The organism is Microbacterium sp. VKM Ac-2923, from assembly GCF_022815605.1.
Lineage (GTDB): Bacteria > Actinomycetota > Actinomycetes > Actinomycetales > Microbacteriaceae > Microbacterium.
This window is the reverse complement of record NZ_JALGRP010000001.1, coordinates 322,263-338,609: the sequence shown is the minus strand read 5'-3', so window position 1 is coordinate 338,609 and position 16,347 is coordinate 322,263. Positions and strand designations below refer to the sequence as shown.

Annotated in this window: 13 protein-coding genes; 6 read left to right on the top strand and 7 right to left on the bottom strand. The window is 70.1% G+C overall.

Features of this window, described 5'->3' with window-relative positions; all coding sequences use genetic code 11:
- Positions 1-45: 45 nt before the first annotated feature.
- The 3 genes from MT347_RS01475 to MT347_RS01465 form a co-directional block, all read right to left on the bottom strand.
- Positions 46-3,543, bottom strand: a complete 3,498-nt coding sequence (locus MT347_RS01475) for a DNA-directed RNA polymerase subunit beta (protein WP_243497325.1) — start codon at positions 3,541-3,543, stop codon at positions 46-48.
- Between the two features lie 273 nt (positions 3,544-3,816).
- Positions 3,817-5,583 (bottom strand): 5-oxoprolinase/urea amidolyase family protein, encoded by a 1,767-nt coding sequence (locus MT347_RS01470; protein ID WP_243497323.1) that lies wholly within the window; start codon positions 5,581-5,583, stop codon positions 3,817-3,819.
- Between the two features lie 29 nt (positions 5,584-5,612).
- The gene (locus MT347_RS01465) at positions 5,613-6,365 is read right to left on the bottom strand and encodes a 5-oxoprolinase subunit PxpA (RefSeq protein ID WP_243497321.1); all 753 of its coding nucleotides are present in this window, start codon (positions 6,363-6,365) and stop codon (positions 5,613-5,615) included.
- A 267-nt stretch (positions 6,366-6,632) separates the two neighbouring features.
- Between MT347_RS01465 and MT347_RS01460 the strand changes: the two genes are divergently transcribed.
- Positions 6,633-8,300 carry an ABC transporter ATP-binding protein gene (locus tag MT347_RS01460; protein ID WP_243497320.1) on the top strand — a complete coding sequence of 556 codons (1,668 nt, stop codon included), beginning with the start codon at positions 6,633-6,635 and terminating at the stop codon, positions 8,298-8,300.
- Between the two features lie 165 nt (positions 8,301-8,465).
- Here the strand turns inward: MT347_RS01460 and MT347_RS01455 are convergent, their stop codons facing one another.
- The 3 genes from MT347_RS01455 to MT347_RS01445 form a co-directional block, all read right to left on the bottom strand.
- Positions 8,466-9,371: an ABC transporter permease gene (locus MT347_RS01455; protein WP_243497989.1), complete on the bottom strand. Its 906-nt coding sequence runs from the start codon at positions 9,369-9,371 to the stop codon at positions 8,466-8,468.
- Positions 9,372-9,424: 53 nt separating this feature from the next.
- Positions 9,425-10,429, bottom strand: coding sequence for an ABC transporter permease (locus tag MT347_RS01450; RefSeq protein WP_243497319.1), 1,005 nt, complete (start codon positions 10,427-10,429; stop codon positions 9,425-9,427).
- A 135-nt stretch (positions 10,430-10,564) separates the two neighbouring features.
- Positions 10,565-12,232: an ABC transporter substrate-binding protein gene (locus tag MT347_RS01445; RefSeq protein ID WP_243497318.1), complete on the bottom strand. Its 1,668-nt coding sequence runs from the start codon at positions 12,230-12,232 to the stop codon at positions 10,565-10,567.
- Positions 12,233-12,537: 305 nt separating this feature from the next.
- Between MT347_RS01445 and MT347_RS01440 the strand changes: the two genes are divergently transcribed.
- The 3 genes from MT347_RS01440 (at position 12,538) to MT347_RS01430 (ending at position 14,545) form a co-directional block, all read left to right on the top strand.
- Positions 12,538-13,404 (top strand): spermidine synthase, encoded by an 867-nt coding sequence (locus tag MT347_RS01440; RefSeq protein ID WP_243497317.1) that lies wholly within the window; start codon positions 12,538-12,540, stop codon positions 13,402-13,404.
- Between the two features lie 94 nt (positions 13,405-13,498).
- Positions 13,499-14,026, top strand: a complete 528-nt coding sequence (locus tag MT347_RS01435) for a tetratricopeptide repeat protein (RefSeq protein ID WP_243497315.1) — start codon at positions 13,499-13,501, stop codon at positions 14,024-14,026.
- Between the two features lie 30 nt (positions 14,027-14,056).
- Positions 14,057-14,545, top strand: coding sequence for a SprT-like domain-containing protein (locus MT347_RS01430; RefSeq protein ID WP_243497314.1), 489 nt, complete (start codon positions 14,057-14,059; stop codon positions 14,543-14,545).
- 40 nt (positions 14,546-14,585) lie between these two features.
- Here MT347_RS01430 and MT347_RS01425 read toward each other — a convergent pair whose 3' ends face one another.
- On the bottom strand, positions 14,586-15,212 hold the full coding sequence (locus MT347_RS01425; protein ID WP_243497313.1) for a 2-phosphosulfolactate phosphatase: 627 nt from the start codon (positions 15,210-15,212) through the stop codon (positions 14,586-14,588).
- A gap of 86 nt (positions 15,213-15,298) precedes the next feature.
- Between MT347_RS01425 and MT347_RS01420 the strand changes: the two genes are divergently transcribed.
- Complete coding sequence (locus tag MT347_RS01420; RefSeq protein ID WP_243497310.1) at positions 15,299-15,820, top strand: hypothetical protein; 522 nt, start codon at positions 15,299-15,301, stop codon at positions 15,818-15,820.
- The gene (locus MT347_RS01415) at positions 15,817-16,326 is read left to right on the top strand and encodes a GNAT family N-acetyltransferase (RefSeq protein ID WP_243497308.1); all 510 of its coding nucleotides are present in this window, start codon (positions 15,817-15,819) and stop codon (positions 16,324-16,326) included. Before MT347_RS01420 ends, MT347_RS01415 begins: the two co-directional genes overlap by 4 nt.
- Positions 16,327-16,347: the final 21 nt, after the last annotated feature.

Below are 16,347 nucleotides of genomic sequence, written 5' to 3'. Positions count from 1 at the left end.
GTGTCGGAATTCTCTGAAATCTGAGCGGGTCGCTGAGCTGGAAGCTCAGATCTCGTCGATCGACGAGGACTCGAAGCGGCTGGAGATGTTGATGCCGAGCTCTTCCGCCGCGCGGAAGGCGTCGTCATCCGTGTCGCGGAGGTTCACCGCGGTGCCGTCGGCCGAGAGGACCTCGACGTTCAGGCAGAGCGACTGCATCTCTTTCATGAGCACCTTGAACGACTCGGGGATGCCGGGCTCCTGGATGTTCTCGCCCTTGACGATGGCCTCGTACACCTTGACGCGGCCGAGGATGTCGTCGGACTTGATCGTGAGGAGTTCCTGCAGCGCGTACGCGGCGCCGTAGGCCTCGAGGGCCCACACCTCCATCTCACCGAAGCGCTGACCACCGAACTGCGCCTTACCACCGAGCGGCTGCTGGGTGATCATCGAGTACGGGCCCGTCGAGCGCGCGTGGATCTTGTCGTCGACGAGGTGGTGCAGCTTCAGGATGTACATGTAGCCGACCGAGATGGGCGCCGGGAACGGCTCGCCGGAGCGGCCGTCGAACAGGAGCGTCTTGCCCGTCGAGTCGACCAGACGGTCGCCGTCGCGGTTCGGGATCGTCGAGTCGAGAAGACCCGCGATCTCGGCCTCGAACGCGCCGTCGAACACCGGGGTGGCGACCTTGGTGCCGGGGGCGGCCTCGCGAGCCAGCTCGGGCAGCTGAGCCGCCCACTCCGGGGTGCCCTCGACCTTCCAGCCCTGCTGGGCGATCCATCCGAGGTGGAGCTCGAGCACCTGGCCGAAGTTCATTCGACCGGGGATGCCGAGCGGGTTCAGGATGATGTCGACCGGCGTGCCGTCGGAGAGGAAGGGCATGTCCTCGATCGGGAGGATCTTGGCGATGACACCCTTGTTGCCGTGGCGACCGGCGAGCTTGTCACCCTCGGTGATCTTGCGCTTCTGGGCGATGTAGACCACGACGCGGCGGTTGACGCCCGAGCCGAGCTCGTCGTCACCGTCTTCGGCGTTGAACTCCTTGACGGCGATGATCGTGCCCTGCTCGCCGTGGGGCACCTTCAGCGAGGTGTCACGGACTTCGCGGCTCTTCTCGTTGAAGATCGCGCGGAGCAGGCGCTCCTCGGCGCTCAGCTCGGTCTCACCCTTGGGCGTGACCTTGCCGACGAGGATGTCGCCGGGACGCACCTCGGCACCGATGCGGATGATGCCGCGGTCGTCGAGGTCCTTCAGCAGGTCGGGGCTGACGTTGGGGAGGTCACGGGTGATCTCCTCCTTGCCGAGCTTGGTGTCGCGCGCGTCGACCTCGTACTCCTCGATGTGGATCGACGACAGCGTGTCGTCTTTCACGAGGTCCTGGCTGAGGATGATCGCGTCCTCGAAGTTGTGACCCTCCCACGTCATGAACGCCACGAGGAGGTTCTTGCCGAGGGCGAGCTCGCCGTTCTCGGTCGCGGGACCGTCGGCGATGACCTCGCCGGCCTCGACGCGCTCACCGGCCGAGACCACGACGCGCTGGTTGTAGGAAGTGCCCTGGTTGGAGCGGTCGAACTTGCGCAGGAAGTAGTCCTGCGTGCCGCCCTCGTCGAGCTGCACGGTCACGACGTCGGCCGAGACCTCGAGGACCACACCGGCCTTGTCGGCGGTGACGACGTCACCGGCGTCGATGGCGGCGAAGCCCTCCATACCGGTGCCGACGACGGGCGACTCGCTGCGCACGAGCGGCACGGCCTGGCGCTGCATGTTCGCACCCATGAGGGCGCGGTTCGCGTCATCGTGCTCGAGGAACGGGATGAGCGAGGTCGCCACCGACACCATCTGGCGCGGCGAGACGTCCATGTAGCCGATCTCGTCGTTCGGGAACAGGTCGACCTCGCCACCCTGGCCGCGGCGGGCCAGGATGCGGTCCTCGACGAAGTGGCCGTCGGCCTGCAGGGCGACACCGGCCTGGGCGACGATGTGGTCGCTCTCTTCGCTGGCCGTGAGGTAGTCGATCTGGTCGGTCACCCGGCCGTCGACGACGCGACGGTAGGGCGTCTCGATGAAACCGAAGGCGTTGATGCGCGCGAACGAGGCGAGCGAGCCGATCAGACCGATGTTCGGGCCTTCGGGCGTCTCGATGGGGCACATGCGGCCGTAGTGCGACGGGTGGACGTCACGGACCTCGACGCCGGCGCGCTCACGCGACAGACCACCGGGGCCCAGCGCCGACAGACGACGCTTGTGCGTCAGACCCGCGAGCGGGTTGTTCTGGTCCATGAACTGCGACAGCTGGCTCGTTCCGAAGAACTCCTTGATCGCGGCGACGACGGGGCGCACGTTGATCAGGGTCTGGGGCGTGATGGCCTCGATGTCCTGCGTGGTCATGCGCTCGCGCACGACGCGCTCCATGCGCGACAGACCGGTACGGACCTGGTTCTGGATGAGCTCGCCGACGGCGCGGATGCGGCGGTTGCCGAAGTTGTCGATGTCGTCGGTGTCGAGGCGGATGTCAGCCGACTGACCGCCGCGCATGCCGTCGAACGACGAGTCGCCGCGGTGCAGACGCACGAGGTACTTGATCGTCGCGACGATGTCGTCGACGGTCAGCACCGAGTCGCTCAGCGGCTTGTCGAGACCGAGCTTCTGGTTGATCTTGTAGCGGCCGACCTTGGCGAGGTCGTAGCGCTTGGAGTTGAAGTAGAAGTTGTCCAGCAGCGCGCGGGCGGCCTCGGCGGCGACCTGCTCGCCCGGACGGAGCTTGCGGTAGATGTCGCGAAGGGCGTCTTCCTTCGTGAGGATCGTGTCCTTGGACAGCGTCTCCTCGATGGAGTCGAAGCCGGCGAACTCGGCGAGGATGTCCTCACTGGTGAGGCCGAGGGCCTTCAGGAAGACGGTGACCGACTGCTTGCGCTTGCGGTCGATGCGCACGCCGACCTGATCGCGCTTGTCGATCTCGAACTCGAGCCAGGCACCGCGCGAGGGGATGACGCGCGCCGACACGATGTCCTTGTCGGAGGTCTTGTCGGGCGTCTTGTCGAAGTAGACACCGGGCGAGCGGACGAGCTGCGACACCACGACACGCTCGGTGCCGTTGATGATGAACGTGCCTTTGTCGGTCTGGAGCGGGAAGTCGCCCATGAAGACCGTCTGCGTCTTGATCTCACCGGTCTGGTGGTTCATGAACTCGGCCTCGACGTAGAGCGGGGCGGCGTAGGTCTTGCCGCGCTCCTTGCACTCTTCGATCGAGTACTTCTCGGGCTCGAGGTAGGGGTTCGTGAACGAGAGCTGCATGGTCTCGCTCAGGTCTTCGATCGGCGAGATCTCCTCGAAGATCTCCTCGAGACCGCTGATCTCGGGGACGTCGGTACGACCGACGGCCTGAGCCTCGGCGACGCGTGCCTTCCATGCTTCGTTACCGACGAGCCAGTCGAACGACTCGGTCTGCAGCGCGAGCAGATCGGGAACGGTCAGCTTGTCGGAGATCTTCGCGAACGAGAGGCGAGATGCGCCGCGTCCGCTCTTCGGGGTGGTGGTGGTGGATGCGTTGCTCGCAGCAGCCAAGGGAATAACCTCCAGAAGCCCGGGCGAGGGGCTCGTGATTCCTTGTCGTCAGGTGGAGTGCGTTCCTGCCCCGAAAACCGGCACGTCGCACGCCGCAGTGAAGCGGGGACGGGCAGGCTCAGCCGACCACCATATGAGGGCAGGGGGAATCGAGGAGCGCAAAGTCCAAGCATACGCGGGAGGACTCGCCGTGTCCAGTCCGATTCTTGACGCGTCTGCGGACCTGCGGTATAACCGCGGGCGCCCGTCATTCCTTCCGTCCGGCTCCGCGCGTCATCCCCGCCGAATGCGCACGCGATCTCCCGGCCGCGCCTGGGCCAGTGCATCGAGACCCGCATCCGTCACCACCGCGATCACGGGGTAGCCCCCGGTCACGGGGCCGTCGGCCAGCAGCACGACGGGCCGTCCGTGCGGCGGCACCTGGATCGCGCCGGGACGCATCCCCTCGCTCGGGAGCTCGTCGCGCCGCACGCGTGTGAGCATCGGGCCGTCGAGACGGATGCCGATCCGGTCGGCGTCGGACGACACCGTCCAGGGCGCCTCGAACAGCGTTTCGAGTGCTGCCCGCGAGAACCAGTCGGTGCGCGGCCCGCGTGCCACCGTGACCTCGACGAGACCCGGCGGGACCGACCACGGGAAATGGTCGACGGAGGGCCCCGGGAACAGTGCCGAGCCGGTGGCGAGGACATCGCCGATGACGACAGGCGCCTGCCCCAGACCGGCGAGGACGTCCGAGGATCGTGAGCCCAGGGTCACGGGGACGGCGAGGCCGCCCCGCACCGCGAGGTAGCAGCGCAGGCCCGCCCGCGCGACGCCGATCGACACCTCCGACCCGGCCGGCAGGGGCAGCGGCGCGTAGGCATCCACTGCCCGTCCGTCGATGCGCACGTCGGAGAGGGCACCCGTGACAGCGATCCAGGTGTCGCGTTCGGCGCGGGCGGTGAAGCCGCCGAGCAGGATCTCGACGCCGGCGGCGTCCTCGACGTTGCCCACGAGGCGGTTGGCGATGCGCAGGGCCGCGCGATCCAGCGCCCCCGACCGCGCCACACCCAGCGCTGCCCTGCCGGGCCGCCCGAGGTCTTGGATCGTCGCCGCCGCGCCCGGTGCCGTGACGGTCAGGGTCGGGGAATCGGTGGCGAGCGGAACGGAGGAGAAACGGCCGCGGGATGGCTCGTCCGCGGCATCCGTTCCTCCGCTCGCCGAACCTCCTCCGCTCGCGGCCGCGATGGCGGTCGCCCCCGGTGCCGAGCCTCCGCCGGCCGCGCGCGCGCCGGCGTCCGCAGTGGGCGCCGCGTCTGCTTCCTGCGCGGCCGGGCTCGCGGCGGCTACCGGCGCCGAGCCTCCTCCAGCCGCGCGCGGGCCGGCGGCCGCGAGAGGGGCTGTGTCTCCTCCCGTCGCGCCGGCGGCAGCCGACGCGACCGCGCGGGCGCGCTCCGCGACGAAGCGCACGCGCGAGCGCGGCGGCAGGAGCACCGGATCCGCGGCGTCGGGATCGAAGAGCCGAGCGCCGGTGGTCGCGAGCAACCGCCAGCCGCCGGGGGTGTCACGCGGGTAGGCGCCGCTGAACTCCCCCGCGACCCCCACCGAGCCCGCCGGCACCCGCGTACGCGGACGGGCCAGCCTGGGCACGTCCCACGGCCAGTCGCGGCTGACCAGATAGGCGAAGCCCGGGGCGAACCCGGTGAACGCGACGGTCCACTCGGCGGCGGCGTGGCGGGTGACGAGATCGGCGACCGGGATGCCGAGCAGCCGGGCCGTGTCGTCGAGGTCGGGGCCGTCGTAGCGCAGCGGGATCGAGACGACGGTCCCCGGGCGTTCGACCTCCGCGCGCGCGGAGGCGGCACCGCGGATCCACGCGGCGACCGCGGAGGCGGGGATGCGGACGGGATCGAAGACGACGAGCACCGTGCGCGCGGCCGGGACCAGATCGTCGATCCCCGCCGGCGGATCGGCGGCGAGCGCCGCGTGCAGCGCGACGACCCGCCCGAGATCAGCGACCTCGGCGAGCAAGGCGCGCTCCCCCATCGGGAGCAGCCTCACGCGGGGGTCCGTTCCGTCGAGCGGTGGCGTCACCATGGGGCACGCACGTCGACGCCGGCGGTGTCGAGCGCCGCGCGGACGGCGCGCGCCATCGCCACCGCCGACGGGGTGTCCCCGTGCAGACAGAGGGATGCCGCGTCCACCGCGATCCGGGCGCCGTCGACCGCCTCCACCTCGCGGTCCCGCGTGAAGCGCAGCGCCCGCTCGGCGACGAGGGCGGGGTCGTCGACGAGGGCACCGGGTTCGCCGCGAGGAACGAGGGTCCCGAGCGCCGTGTAACCGCGGTCGAGGAACGCCTCCTGCACGAAGGGGAGCCCGGCGGATTTCGCCGCCGTCGCGACCGCGCCGTGAAGTCCCAGCACGGGGAGTGCTCGCCCGAGGCGCGCCGAGAAGTCGGCCACCGCGGCGATCACGGCGCGAGCCTGCCCGACGTCGTCGATCACGGCGTGGTAGAGCGCACCGTGCGGTTTGACGTAGAGGACGTCCGCCCCGGCCGCGGCGAGCGCGGCCAGCTGCGCGGCGATGCTGTCTCGCAGATCGACGGGCGCGGGGTCGCGCCGCAGCCGACCGAAGTTCGCGCGGTCGTCGTACGACGGGTGAGCGCCGACGGCGACGCCGAAGCGGGCGGCCCGCTCCACGGCATCCGTCATCGACGTCGAATCGCCCGCGTGCCCGCCGCACGCGATGTTGGCACTCGAGATCACGGCGAACATCGCCTCGTCGTCGGCCGTCGGCATCCCGTCGACGGTCTCGCCGAGGTCGGCGTTGAGGTCCACGCGCATGCTGACACCGTAATGCCGCCCGAGCGGCTCGCTGGCGGGGTGGATCGCTTCCTCTCCCGGGGCCGGCCAGCGCAGGTGGGTGCGGCTCGGGGCGGATTCGGCGACCGGGGGCGGGATCGGCGCGCCCCGACCCGCCGATAGCGCCCCGAACCGGCCCTCGCTCGCCGTCCATCCCGCGCACCGGTGCGGCGGGGAATGGCGTTACGGGGGTGTGACGATCGGCGGGGAAGGCTGGGCAGAACGGCCGCCGCGGGTGAGGATAGGGGGATGACCTCCGATGTCGCCGGTCCCCCCGCTCCGGCATCCCCCCCTCCCCTCCTGTCGGTCCGCGACCTGGCCGTCGACTTCCGCACCATGGACGGCCCCGTGCGGGCCGTCGACGGCGTGAACCTCGACATCCACGCCGGCGAGACCATCGCGATCGTCGGCGAGTCCGGTTCCGGCAAGTCGACGACGGCGATGGCGATCATCGGCCTGCTGGCATCGGGCGGCCACGTCACCCGCGGGCAGATCCTGCTCGACGGCGACGACCTCACCACGTTCGGCGAGGCACGCATGCGTCAGGTACGCGGCCGACAGATCGGTCTGGTGCCGCAGGACCCGATGTCCAACCTGAACCCGGTCGCCAAGATCGGCACGCAGGTCGCCGAGACGTTGCTCGCGCACGGCCTCGCCGACCGCTCGAATCTCACGGGGAAAGTCGTCGAGGCGCTGGAGGCGGCGGGGCTCCCGGATGCCGAGAAGCGCGCGAGGCAGTACCCGCACGAATTCTCGGGCGGGATGCGTCAGCGCGCGCTCATCGCGATCGGCCTCGCGTGCCGACCTCGTCTGCTGATCGCCGACGAGCCGACGAGCGCGCTCGATGTGACCGTTCAGCAGACGATCCTCGACCAGATCGCCAAGCAGACGGACGAGTTGGGCGCTGCCGTCCTCCTCATCACCCACGACCTGGGCCTCGCCGCCGAACGCGCTTCGAGGGTCGTCGTGATGCACCGCGGGCGGGTGGTGGAACAGGGACCGGCGAGGCAGATCCTCGAGAACCCGCAGCACGCCTACACGAAGTCGCTGGTGGCAGCGGCGCCCTCGGTGGCAGCGGTGCGCCTTCGGCCCGAGGACTTCCGCAGCGATCGGCCGGTCGCGACCGCGCGCGACAACATCGTCGAGATCACGAACCTGACGAAGGTGTACCCCGTCCGCGGCCGCGGCGACGACTTCCGCGCCGTCGATGACGTGTCGCTGTCGATCCCCCGCGGCCAGACCGTGGCGATCGTCGGCGAATCCGGCTCGGGCAAGACCACCACGGCCCGCATGCTCCTGAACATCGTCGAGCCCACCAGCGGCTCGATCACCTTCGACGGCCAGGACGTCGCCGCGCTGAAGGGAGAAGCACTCCGGCAGTTCCGGCAGAAGGTCCAGCCGATCTTCCAGGACCCGTACTCCAGCCTCAACCCCATGTTCACGGTGGAGCGGATCGTCGAGGAGCCGCTGGCGTTCTACAAGCGCGGGTCCAAGGCCGAGCGCTCGAAGCGCGTGCGTCGACTGATGGATGACGTGGCTCTGCCGGCATCCATGCTCCGTCGCTATCCGTCGGAGCTGTCGGGCGGGCAACGGCAGCGCGTCGCGATCGCGCGCGCTCTCGCCCTGTCGCCCGAGCTGATCGTGTGCGACGAGCCCGTGTCAGCGCTCGACGTGCTCGTGCAGGCGCAGATCCTCGATCTGCTGGGCGACCTGCAGCGCGAGTACGGCCTGAGCTACCTCTTCATCTCGCACGACCTCGCGGTGGTGCGCCTGATCAGCGACTACGTGTGCGTCATGAAGGACGGGCGCCTGGTCGAGGCGGCATCCAGCGAAGAGGTCTTCACCAACCCGCGCGACCCGTACACGCGGCGCCTGCTGGCATCGATCCCGGGGAACGAGCTGGGGCTGGCCGGCTGATCTCCGCGCGGCCGCGCCATGACCCGACGGGGTTACCGGGCCGCCGCGGGTGTGCAGGGTTGTCGCCCCGGCCCGGCGGGACAGGGGATCGTTCCCAGACAGGCCGGATCAGACTCGGCACGTCCTGTTCTCGAACAATCCCCTGTTCTCGACGACCGCCCAGGGCTAGCGTGCCCGCGTGCGCGGGTCCATCGCCTCGCGCAGAGACTCTCCCAGCAGGGTGAAGCCCAGCGCGGTCACCGCGATGCAGATGCCCGGCAGGAACGCCAACCACGGCGCGATCGCGAGCTCCGCCTGCGCGTACGTCAGCATCCGGCCCCACTCGGCGGTCTGCGGCAACCCGCCGCCGAGGCCCAGGAACGACAGCGCGGCGGCGTCGATCACGGCGGTCGCGAGCGTCAGGGTGCCCTGCACGATCACCGGCCCCACGCTGTTGGGCAGCACGTGAGTCATCGTGATCGTCCGGCGACTGAGGCCGAGGGTCTGCGCCGACAACACGTAGTCCGCACCGCGTTGCTGCAGCATCGACGCGCGCAGCAAGCGCGCGAACACCGGCACCTGGGAGGCGCCGATGGCGATCATGATCGCGAGTTGGCTCTGTCCGAGGATCGCGGCGATCGACACGGCGAGCAGCAGGTTGGGCACCGAGAGCAGGATGTCGACGAAGCGCATGACGAGCGCGTCGACCCATCCGCCGAACATGCCGGCGAGCAGTCCGAGACTCATGCCCCCGAGCAGGCCCAGAGCCGTGGAGATCACGCCGATCTGCAGCGACGCCTGCGCGCCCCAGATGAGTTTCGACAGGACGTCGCCGCCGAAGCGGTCGAGACCGAGCGGGAACTCCGCCATCTCGCCCGGTCCGGGGATATCGGTGGGCGTGATGAAGCCCTGACCGGGGAGCGACTCGGCGGGGTATGGCGCGAGAAGCGGTGCGAGGGCGGCGACGAGCAGGAACGCCAGCACGATGATCGCGCCGATCCAGGCCACGGGGCTGCGGCGCAGACGCTGGAAGACGTCGTGCCAGAAGCCGCCGCCGCGGGCTTGCGCGGCCAGGAGCTGCCCGTCGACGATCGCGTTGTCGTCGACGGGACCGCCACTGGGGGCGGGAGGGAGGATGCCGGAGCTCACTGGACTCTCACTCTCGGGTCGATGACGCTGTACGACAGGTCGACCAGCAGGTTGATGAGCGCATACGCGATCGCGATGAAGATGATGAAGCCCTGCAGCACGGGGAAGTCGCGCGTGAAGATCGCCCGCGCGAGGAACTGCCCGATGCCGGGGAACGCGAACACCGTCTCGGTGAGCACCGCCCCGGAAATCAGTAGTCCCGCCTGCAGGCCCACCGTGGTGATGACGGGCAGCATCGCGTTGCGCAGGATGAAGCGGTTGCGGAGGGTCCCCGTCCCGATGCCCTTCGCCCGGCCCGTGCGCACATAGTCGGCGTTCTGCACCTCGAGCACCGAGGCGCGCGTGATGCGCACGATGATCGCGAGCGGGATGGTGCCCAGGGCGATGGCCGGCAGGATCAGGTGCAGGATGGCATCCCACGACGCGTCGAACTCGCCCGTGATCAGACCGTCGAACACGTACAAGTTCGTGTAGTGCGTCGCGTCGATGCGCGGGTTCTGCCGGCCGTCCGAGGGCAGCCACCCCAACTGCACCGCGAACACGTACTTCAGGATGAACGCCAGGAAGAACACCGGGATCGTGATGCCGATGAGACTCAGGACGACGGCGGTGTGATCCCAGATCTTGCCGTGGCGCCGGGCGGCCCAGTATCCGAGGGGGATGCCGATGCCCACCGCCACGATGAGGGCGCCGATGGACAGCTCGAGGGTGGCGGGGAAGCGGCGCACGAATTCCTCCAGCACCGGGCGGCCGGTCTGGATGGAAGAGCCGAAGTCGCCCGTGGCCAGGCGTCCGAGCCACGTGAAGTACTGCACGTACAGGGGCTCATTGAAGCCGTAGAGCTCATTGATGCGGGCGACGGCCTCGGGGGTCGCCCGCTCCCCCAGCAGAGCGACGGCGGGGCCGCCCGGGAGGGCGCGAACCCACGCGAACAGGAGGATCGAGAGGCCGAACAGGGTCGGGATGAGCAGGAGCAGGCGCCTGCCGATGGTGCGGAGCACGGGTTCTCACAGGGAGTCGGGAGCGGGGGAACACGGGATGCCGGGGATTCCTGGGCCGCGCTGGCGTCGGAACCCCCGGCATCCGGATGCCACGGGCCTCGACGTCATGACGACGTGGGGCCCGCGGCATCCGGGTCACTCGGTCAGTTCGATCTCGTTGTAGACCTCGTCCTGCACGGGGCTGGCCGGGTACGACTTCACGCGGGGCGCGAAGGCGAGCGTCGGCACGGGGTTGGCGAGCGGAATGCCGGGGAGGAACGTCGCGATCTGCTCGTTGACGGCCTGGTACGCCGGGTCCTGCTCCGCCTCGGTCGCAAGGCCTCGGGCCGAGGTGAGTGCCGAGAACAGCTCGGCATTGTCGAAGCCCCACTCGTTGGACTGTCCCCCGAAGAAGGTCCCCACGAAGTTGTCGGGGTCGTTGTAGTCGCCGGTCCAGCCGAGGAGGTGGATGCCGTGCTCACTGCCGCCCTGGATGAGGTCGAGGTACTCGCCCCACTCGTTCGACACCGGGTTGAGCACGATACCCACGGCCTGCAGCTGCGACTGCAGGTTGGTGAAGATCTGCTCGGGGTTCGGCATGTAGGGGCGCGAGATGTTGACCGGGTAGTTGAACGTCAGCGTCAGCGGGCTGGCGTCGGTGAAACCGGCCTCGGCGAGCAGCGCCTTGGCGGCATCCTGATCGAAGTCGTACGTCGTCACGCCGGAGTTGAAGCCGATCACGCTGTCGGGCATGAACTGGGATGCCACGGTCGTGCCCTCGGGCAGCACCTGGGTGACCAGCTGCTCCTTGTCGATGGCGTGGGCGATGGCCTCACGGACACGGATGTCGGCGAGAGCCGGGTCGGCCTGGTTCATACCGAGGTAGAGGATGTTGAACGGATCGCGGTTGGTCAGCATGTACCCGGCGCCCTCGAGGGCACCGAGGTCGGCCGGTGCCACCAGGTCGTAGCCGTCGATCGACCCCGACTCGAGAGCCTGGCGGCGGGCGGTGGTGTCGCCGATCACGCGGAAGATGACCTCCTGCACCTGGCCCTGCTCGCCCCAGTAGCCGTCGTAGGCGGTGACGGTCGCCTCGGCGCCGGGCTCCCACGACTCGAACTGGAACGGACCGGTGCCCGTCGGGTGCCCCTGCGCGTACTCGCTGAGGGTGGGCGCCTCCGACGTCCCGCCGACCTCGTCGGCGGTGTACTGCTGCAACGCGGCGGGACTCTGGATCGCGAAGGCCGGTAGCGAGAGCGCGGGGATGAAGCCGGCGAACGGCTCCGTCAGGGTGATCGTCGCCTCGGTGGGGCTGGCCGCCTCGCATCCGCCGTAGATGGACGTGCCGGTGTCGGCGTAGCCGCGCATGATCTTGCCCCAGTAGTACGACAGGCTCTCGGACTGGGCGATACCGGTGAAGTTGTTCTGCCGGTCGAAGTTGAAGCAGACCGCCTCGGCGTTGAACTCGGTGCCGTCGTGGAAGGTCACGCCCTCCTTGAGCTGGAAGGTGTAGGACAGACCGTCTTCGGACTGCTCCCAGCTCTCGGCGAGCATGGGGGCGGGGTCGGCGGTGCCGGACTCGACGCCGATGAGTCCCTCGAAGATCTGCCGCGAGATGCGGAACGACTCGCCGTCGCTGGCGAACGCGGGGTCGAGGCTGGACGGATCGCCCGAGGCGCCGAAGACGAAGGTCGAGTCGACGTCTGCGCCGGTGTCGCCCCCGCCGGAGTCGTCGCGCTGACTCGTGCAGCCCGACAGGACGAGAGCGCCGATCGCGACGGCGGTCCCGCCGACCAGCAGACGGCGTCGTAGGGTACTGAGCATTTTCGTTGCACCTTCCGGGGGGAAAGGAGGAGGACGACGGCGCTGTCACGTCATCGTGCCGCGCTCCACTTTGCTGTGTTCTGACGACCGTACAGGGCGGGTGGCACGGTGCCCATTGCACCTTTGTATCGATCGTGTTTCAGACCTCGCGCATCCTGATGCTTTCGACGGCGTCCGCGCGCGCACTCCGCGCAACGGATCGCTCCACCACCGCACACCCTGCTCTCCCCGTCCGCGCGTGCGTCGAGCAACGGCGGGGACGCCGCAGGCGGGTCCCGAGGCTGGTCGCGGCTAGCGTGGATCCCATGGCCCGAATGCGCATCGAACCCGACGACGCCCCCACGGCGCGCCTTTCGGACGGCACGACCGCGCGGGTGACTCCCTCGGGTTTCGTCTCGGGCTTCGAGCTCGTCGTCGACGGCACCCCGCAGTCGCACGTCGACCTCGACGATCCGACCCATCTGCATTTCGAGTACATCGCTCGCATGGGCGCGGTGATCGACCGCCTGCGAATGCCGGGACAACCCCTCACCGCGGTGCACCTCGGAGCGGGAGCGCTGACGCTCCCCCGCTACGTCGAGGCGACCCGGCCGGGCTCCCGCCAACAGGTGATCGAGCTGGAGCCCGCACTCTGGGACCTCGTGCGCGACAACCTGCCCCTGTCCCGCGGCGTCGCGGTCCGCGTGCGGATCGGCGACGCGCGCGCGGGTCTCTCGCGCCTGCCCGCCGGGCTCACCGCAGCGGTCGACCTGCTCGTCAGCGACGTCTACTCGGGAGCGCAGACGCCCGCTCACCTGACGACCGTGGAGTTCTACCGCGAGGCGGCGCGGCTACTCGCCCCCGACGGAGTGCTGCTGGTGAACGTCTCCGACGGCCCGGGCCTCGCCTTCGCCCGTCGTCAGGTCGCGACCATCCGCGAGGTGCTGCCCGAAGTCATCGTGCTCGCCGAAGTGCAGGTGCTCAAGGGCCGCCGCTTCGGCAACCTCGTCGTCGCCGCCTCCGCAGCCCCCCTGCCCGTCGAGTGGCTTCCCCGTCTGATGGCAGCCGGGCCCCACCCGGCGAAAGTCGCGCAGGGTCTGGAGATCGACGAGTTCCTGCGCGGTGCGCGCGTGGCGACGGATGCCGATGCGACGCCGTCGCCGAAGCCCTCGGCATCCATCTTCGAGCGATGACGCCCGCGTCTTCGCCGCCCGACCGCGTGGCGGTCTCGCCCTGGACGCGCACACGACGCAGACTGAGAGTCCTGCCCGACCGAGAGGAGCGACGGTGAGCTACATCCACGGGTACGACCCCGACACGTTGCGCGAGATCACCGACTCTCGCGAATGCGCGGAGCGTCTCGAGGAGATCGGTGCGCAGCGGAGTCTGCACGCCCTGCTCGAGCGGGTGTGGCTGCTGAAGGTGCTCGACCGTTTCGACGAGGCGTTGGACATCTCGGAGCAGTCGGTGCGCGTCGCCCGCATGGCCGGAACCCGCCGCGATCTGCTTCGCGCCCGCATCCTGCACGCCACGATCATGCAGTGCCGAGGCGCGTACGCCGCCGCCGAGCAGGAACTGACGATGTGCGCCGAAGAGGCCGACGGCCAGGGATGGGCGAGCATCGCCGCCTTCGCGCTCCAGCACCGCGGCAAGGTGTACTACGACGAGGGCGAGTACGACGCGGCCCGCCGAGACTTCAAACAGGCGCTTTTCCTGCGCCAGAACACCGGCGCCACCGACGCTCAGCTTGAATCGACGCTGCTCGCGATCGACGCCGCCGACCGGCGACGCACGCGCGAGGTCGTCGCGAGCTGAATGTCGTAGCCCCCGCCTAGTCTCCTGGTCATGTCGGATCTGCAGCGCGTGCGCACCTGGGCCGAGGCGTTGATCGCCCTGCACCTCGACGCCTCGTGGACCTTCGCGTTCGACAACGCCAAGCGGCGTGCCGGCCTGTGCGACTACGGCCGCAAGCGCATCAGCGTCTCGCGATACCTCGCCGCACGCTACGACGACGACACCAACCATCAGACGCTGCTGCACGAGGTCGCCCACGCCGTCTCGGGCGCCGCGGCCGGACACGGGCCGCTGTGGAAGCGCACGGCACGCGAACTCGGCTACGTCGGCGGCACGACCCACGCGGGTGAGACGGCGAACGAGCTCGCCCCCTGGGTGGGCACCTGCCCCGCGGGTCACGTGGCCTACCGCCATCGTCGGGCCACGCGTCCGACGTCGTGCGCGAAGTGCGCACCGGTCTTCGACCCGCGGTTCGCGCTGTCGTGGGTGCGCCGCGACATCAGCCCGGCCGTCAGGCTGGCCGCGGCGACGCCGCGCTGACGCACCCGCTGACGCGCCGGAGTGCGAGACGCGGCGAGGCTCAGGCGGGCGTGAGGACGCCGGCCCGCAGGGTCGGGACCACGGATGCCGCATCGCGCGCGGCCGCGGCGAGCACAGCATCGCGCGCACCCTCGGCGGCGAGCGCACGACCGGTGCCACTGGCCGTCAGCAGGTGGCGGACAGCGCCGCCCAGGGCGCGGAAGCCCTCGCCCGCGACGGCGGCGTCGGGGGAAGCATGGTCGATGCCGAGGTCGCCAAGGGCGGCGACGACGGCTCCCGCTCCCAGCAGATCGTCGACGGCGAACCGGAGGACGGCGGCACCCGCGTCGTCGGGGTAGCCCGCCGCGATCACCGAGATACTCGTGCGCTCGCCCCGGTCCCGCTGCACCTGCAGCGCGTGCGCGGCCACCGCCGCGGCGTTTCGAAGGCCCCCGACGACGACGTGGGCACCGGTCCCTTCCGCTGCGAGCACGAGGGATGCGGCGGGGTCGTCGGCCGCGAGGTCGAGGGAGCCGCCGTCCTCGCACGCGCCCAGGGCGCGCGCGGTCAGCCCGAGCGTCTGCACGATCACCACGACGTGCGCGGGGGCGAGGCGTGCCAGGCCCACCTCGCCCCACTCCAGACGCACCTGGTAATCGGACTGCGCGTGGGCGGAGGTGTTCGGCATCCCTCGAGCCTAGGACCGGTCGAACCCCCTCGAGGGTCTCGTCAAGGCGTGCGCACCACGCCCTCCGATCGGGCACGATCGAAGTCATGCGCATCCTGCTGAAGTTCGTCATCGACTGCGACCCGGGTGCCGCCTGGCGCGCGCTGCATTCGCCCCGCGCCGTCGCCGAACTGTACGGCCCCCTCCTCTCCGTCGACGCGCTCGGCACGATGCCGACCTCGTTCACCTCGGGAGATGACGTCCCGGTGCAGATGAGCGTCGCGGGCATCATCCCCGTGGGTCGTCAACTGATCTCGGTCGCCGACCGCGAGACGACCGACACGAACGGGGACGTCCGCGTCTTCCGAGACTGGGGTGTGCCTCTCACGGGGCCGCTCTCGGTGCTCGACGTGTGGGACCACCAGATGGCCGTTTCGGCCGCTCCGGGAGATGACGCGCGGACGCTGTGGCGCGAACGTCTCACGATCGGCGGTGCCGCGGCCCCGGCTCTCTGGCCGGCACTGTGGGCCACCTGGCAGTGGCGCGCCACCCGCATCCGCGCGCTCGCGCCGACGTGGGCGCACGACCCCGAGCGCGACCGCGAAGCGGACACCGACGACGCGCCATGAGTCCCGTGCTCGTGCGCCCGGCGACGCCCGACGACAGTCGCTGCATCGCCAGCGTGCACGTGCGCAGTTGGAACGAGTCGTACATCGGTCGTGTGCCCGAGGGCCTGTCGGACCTGCTCGACGTGGAGCTGTCGGCCTGGCGGTGGGCGACGCGGTTGCGCGGCGAGAAGCCGCCCGACGCCGAGCGTCTCGGGGACGCCTGGGTCGCGCTGCGTAACGACCGTGTCGTGGGTTTCTCCTCGGCGGGGCCGGCACGCGACGCCGATCTGACGGAGTCCGTCGTCGAGCTGTACGCCCTCTACGTCTTGGCGGCGCACCATGGCACCGGCGTCGGGGCGGCGCTCCTGCAGGCGGCGCTCGGCCCGGGGTCGGCGAGCCTGTGGGTGCTGGCCGACAACCCGCGCGCCCGGGCCTTCTACGCCAAGCACGGCTTCGCACCCGACGGCGCGGCCCGCGTCGACGACCGGTGGGGCGGCCCGTTGCGAGAGGTGCGGCTCACGAGGTGAGGGCGGGTGTGTCCTGACTCG

Excerpts from the sequence above, each read along its gene's own strand:
- MT347_RS01415 (WP_243497308.1), top strand. The coding sequence starts at position 15,817 with ATGAGTCCCGTGCTCGTGCGCCCGGCGACGCCCGACGACAGTCGCTGC.
- MT347_RS01430 (WP_243497314.1), top strand. The coding sequence starts at position 14,057 with ATGTCGGATCTGCAGCGCGTGCGCACCTGGGCCGAGGCGTTGATCGCC.
- MT347_RS01445 (WP_243497318.1), bottom strand. The coding sequence starts at position 12,232 with ATGCTCAGTACCCTACGACGCCGTCTGCTGGTCGGCGGGACCGCCGTC.
- MT347_RS01425 (WP_243497313.1), bottom strand. The coding sequence starts at position 15,212 with ATGCCGAACACCTCCGCCCACGCGCAGTCCGATTACCAGGTGCGTCTG.
- MT347_RS01465 (WP_243497321.1), bottom strand. The coding sequence starts at position 6,365 with ATGCGCGTGGACCTCAACGCCGACCTCGGCGAGACCGTCGACGGGATG.
- MT347_RS01460 (WP_243497320.1), top strand. The coding sequence starts at position 6,633 with ATGACCTCCGATGTCGCCGGTCCCCCCGCTCCGGCATCCCCCCCTCCC.
- MT347_RS01440 (WP_243497317.1), top strand. The coding sequence starts at position 12,538 with ATGGCCCGAATGCGCATCGAACCCGACGACGCCCCCACGGCGCGCCTT.
- MT347_RS01420 (WP_243497310.1), top strand. The coding sequence starts at position 15,299 with ATGCGCATCCTGCTGAAGTTCGTCATCGACTGCGACCCGGGTGCCGCC.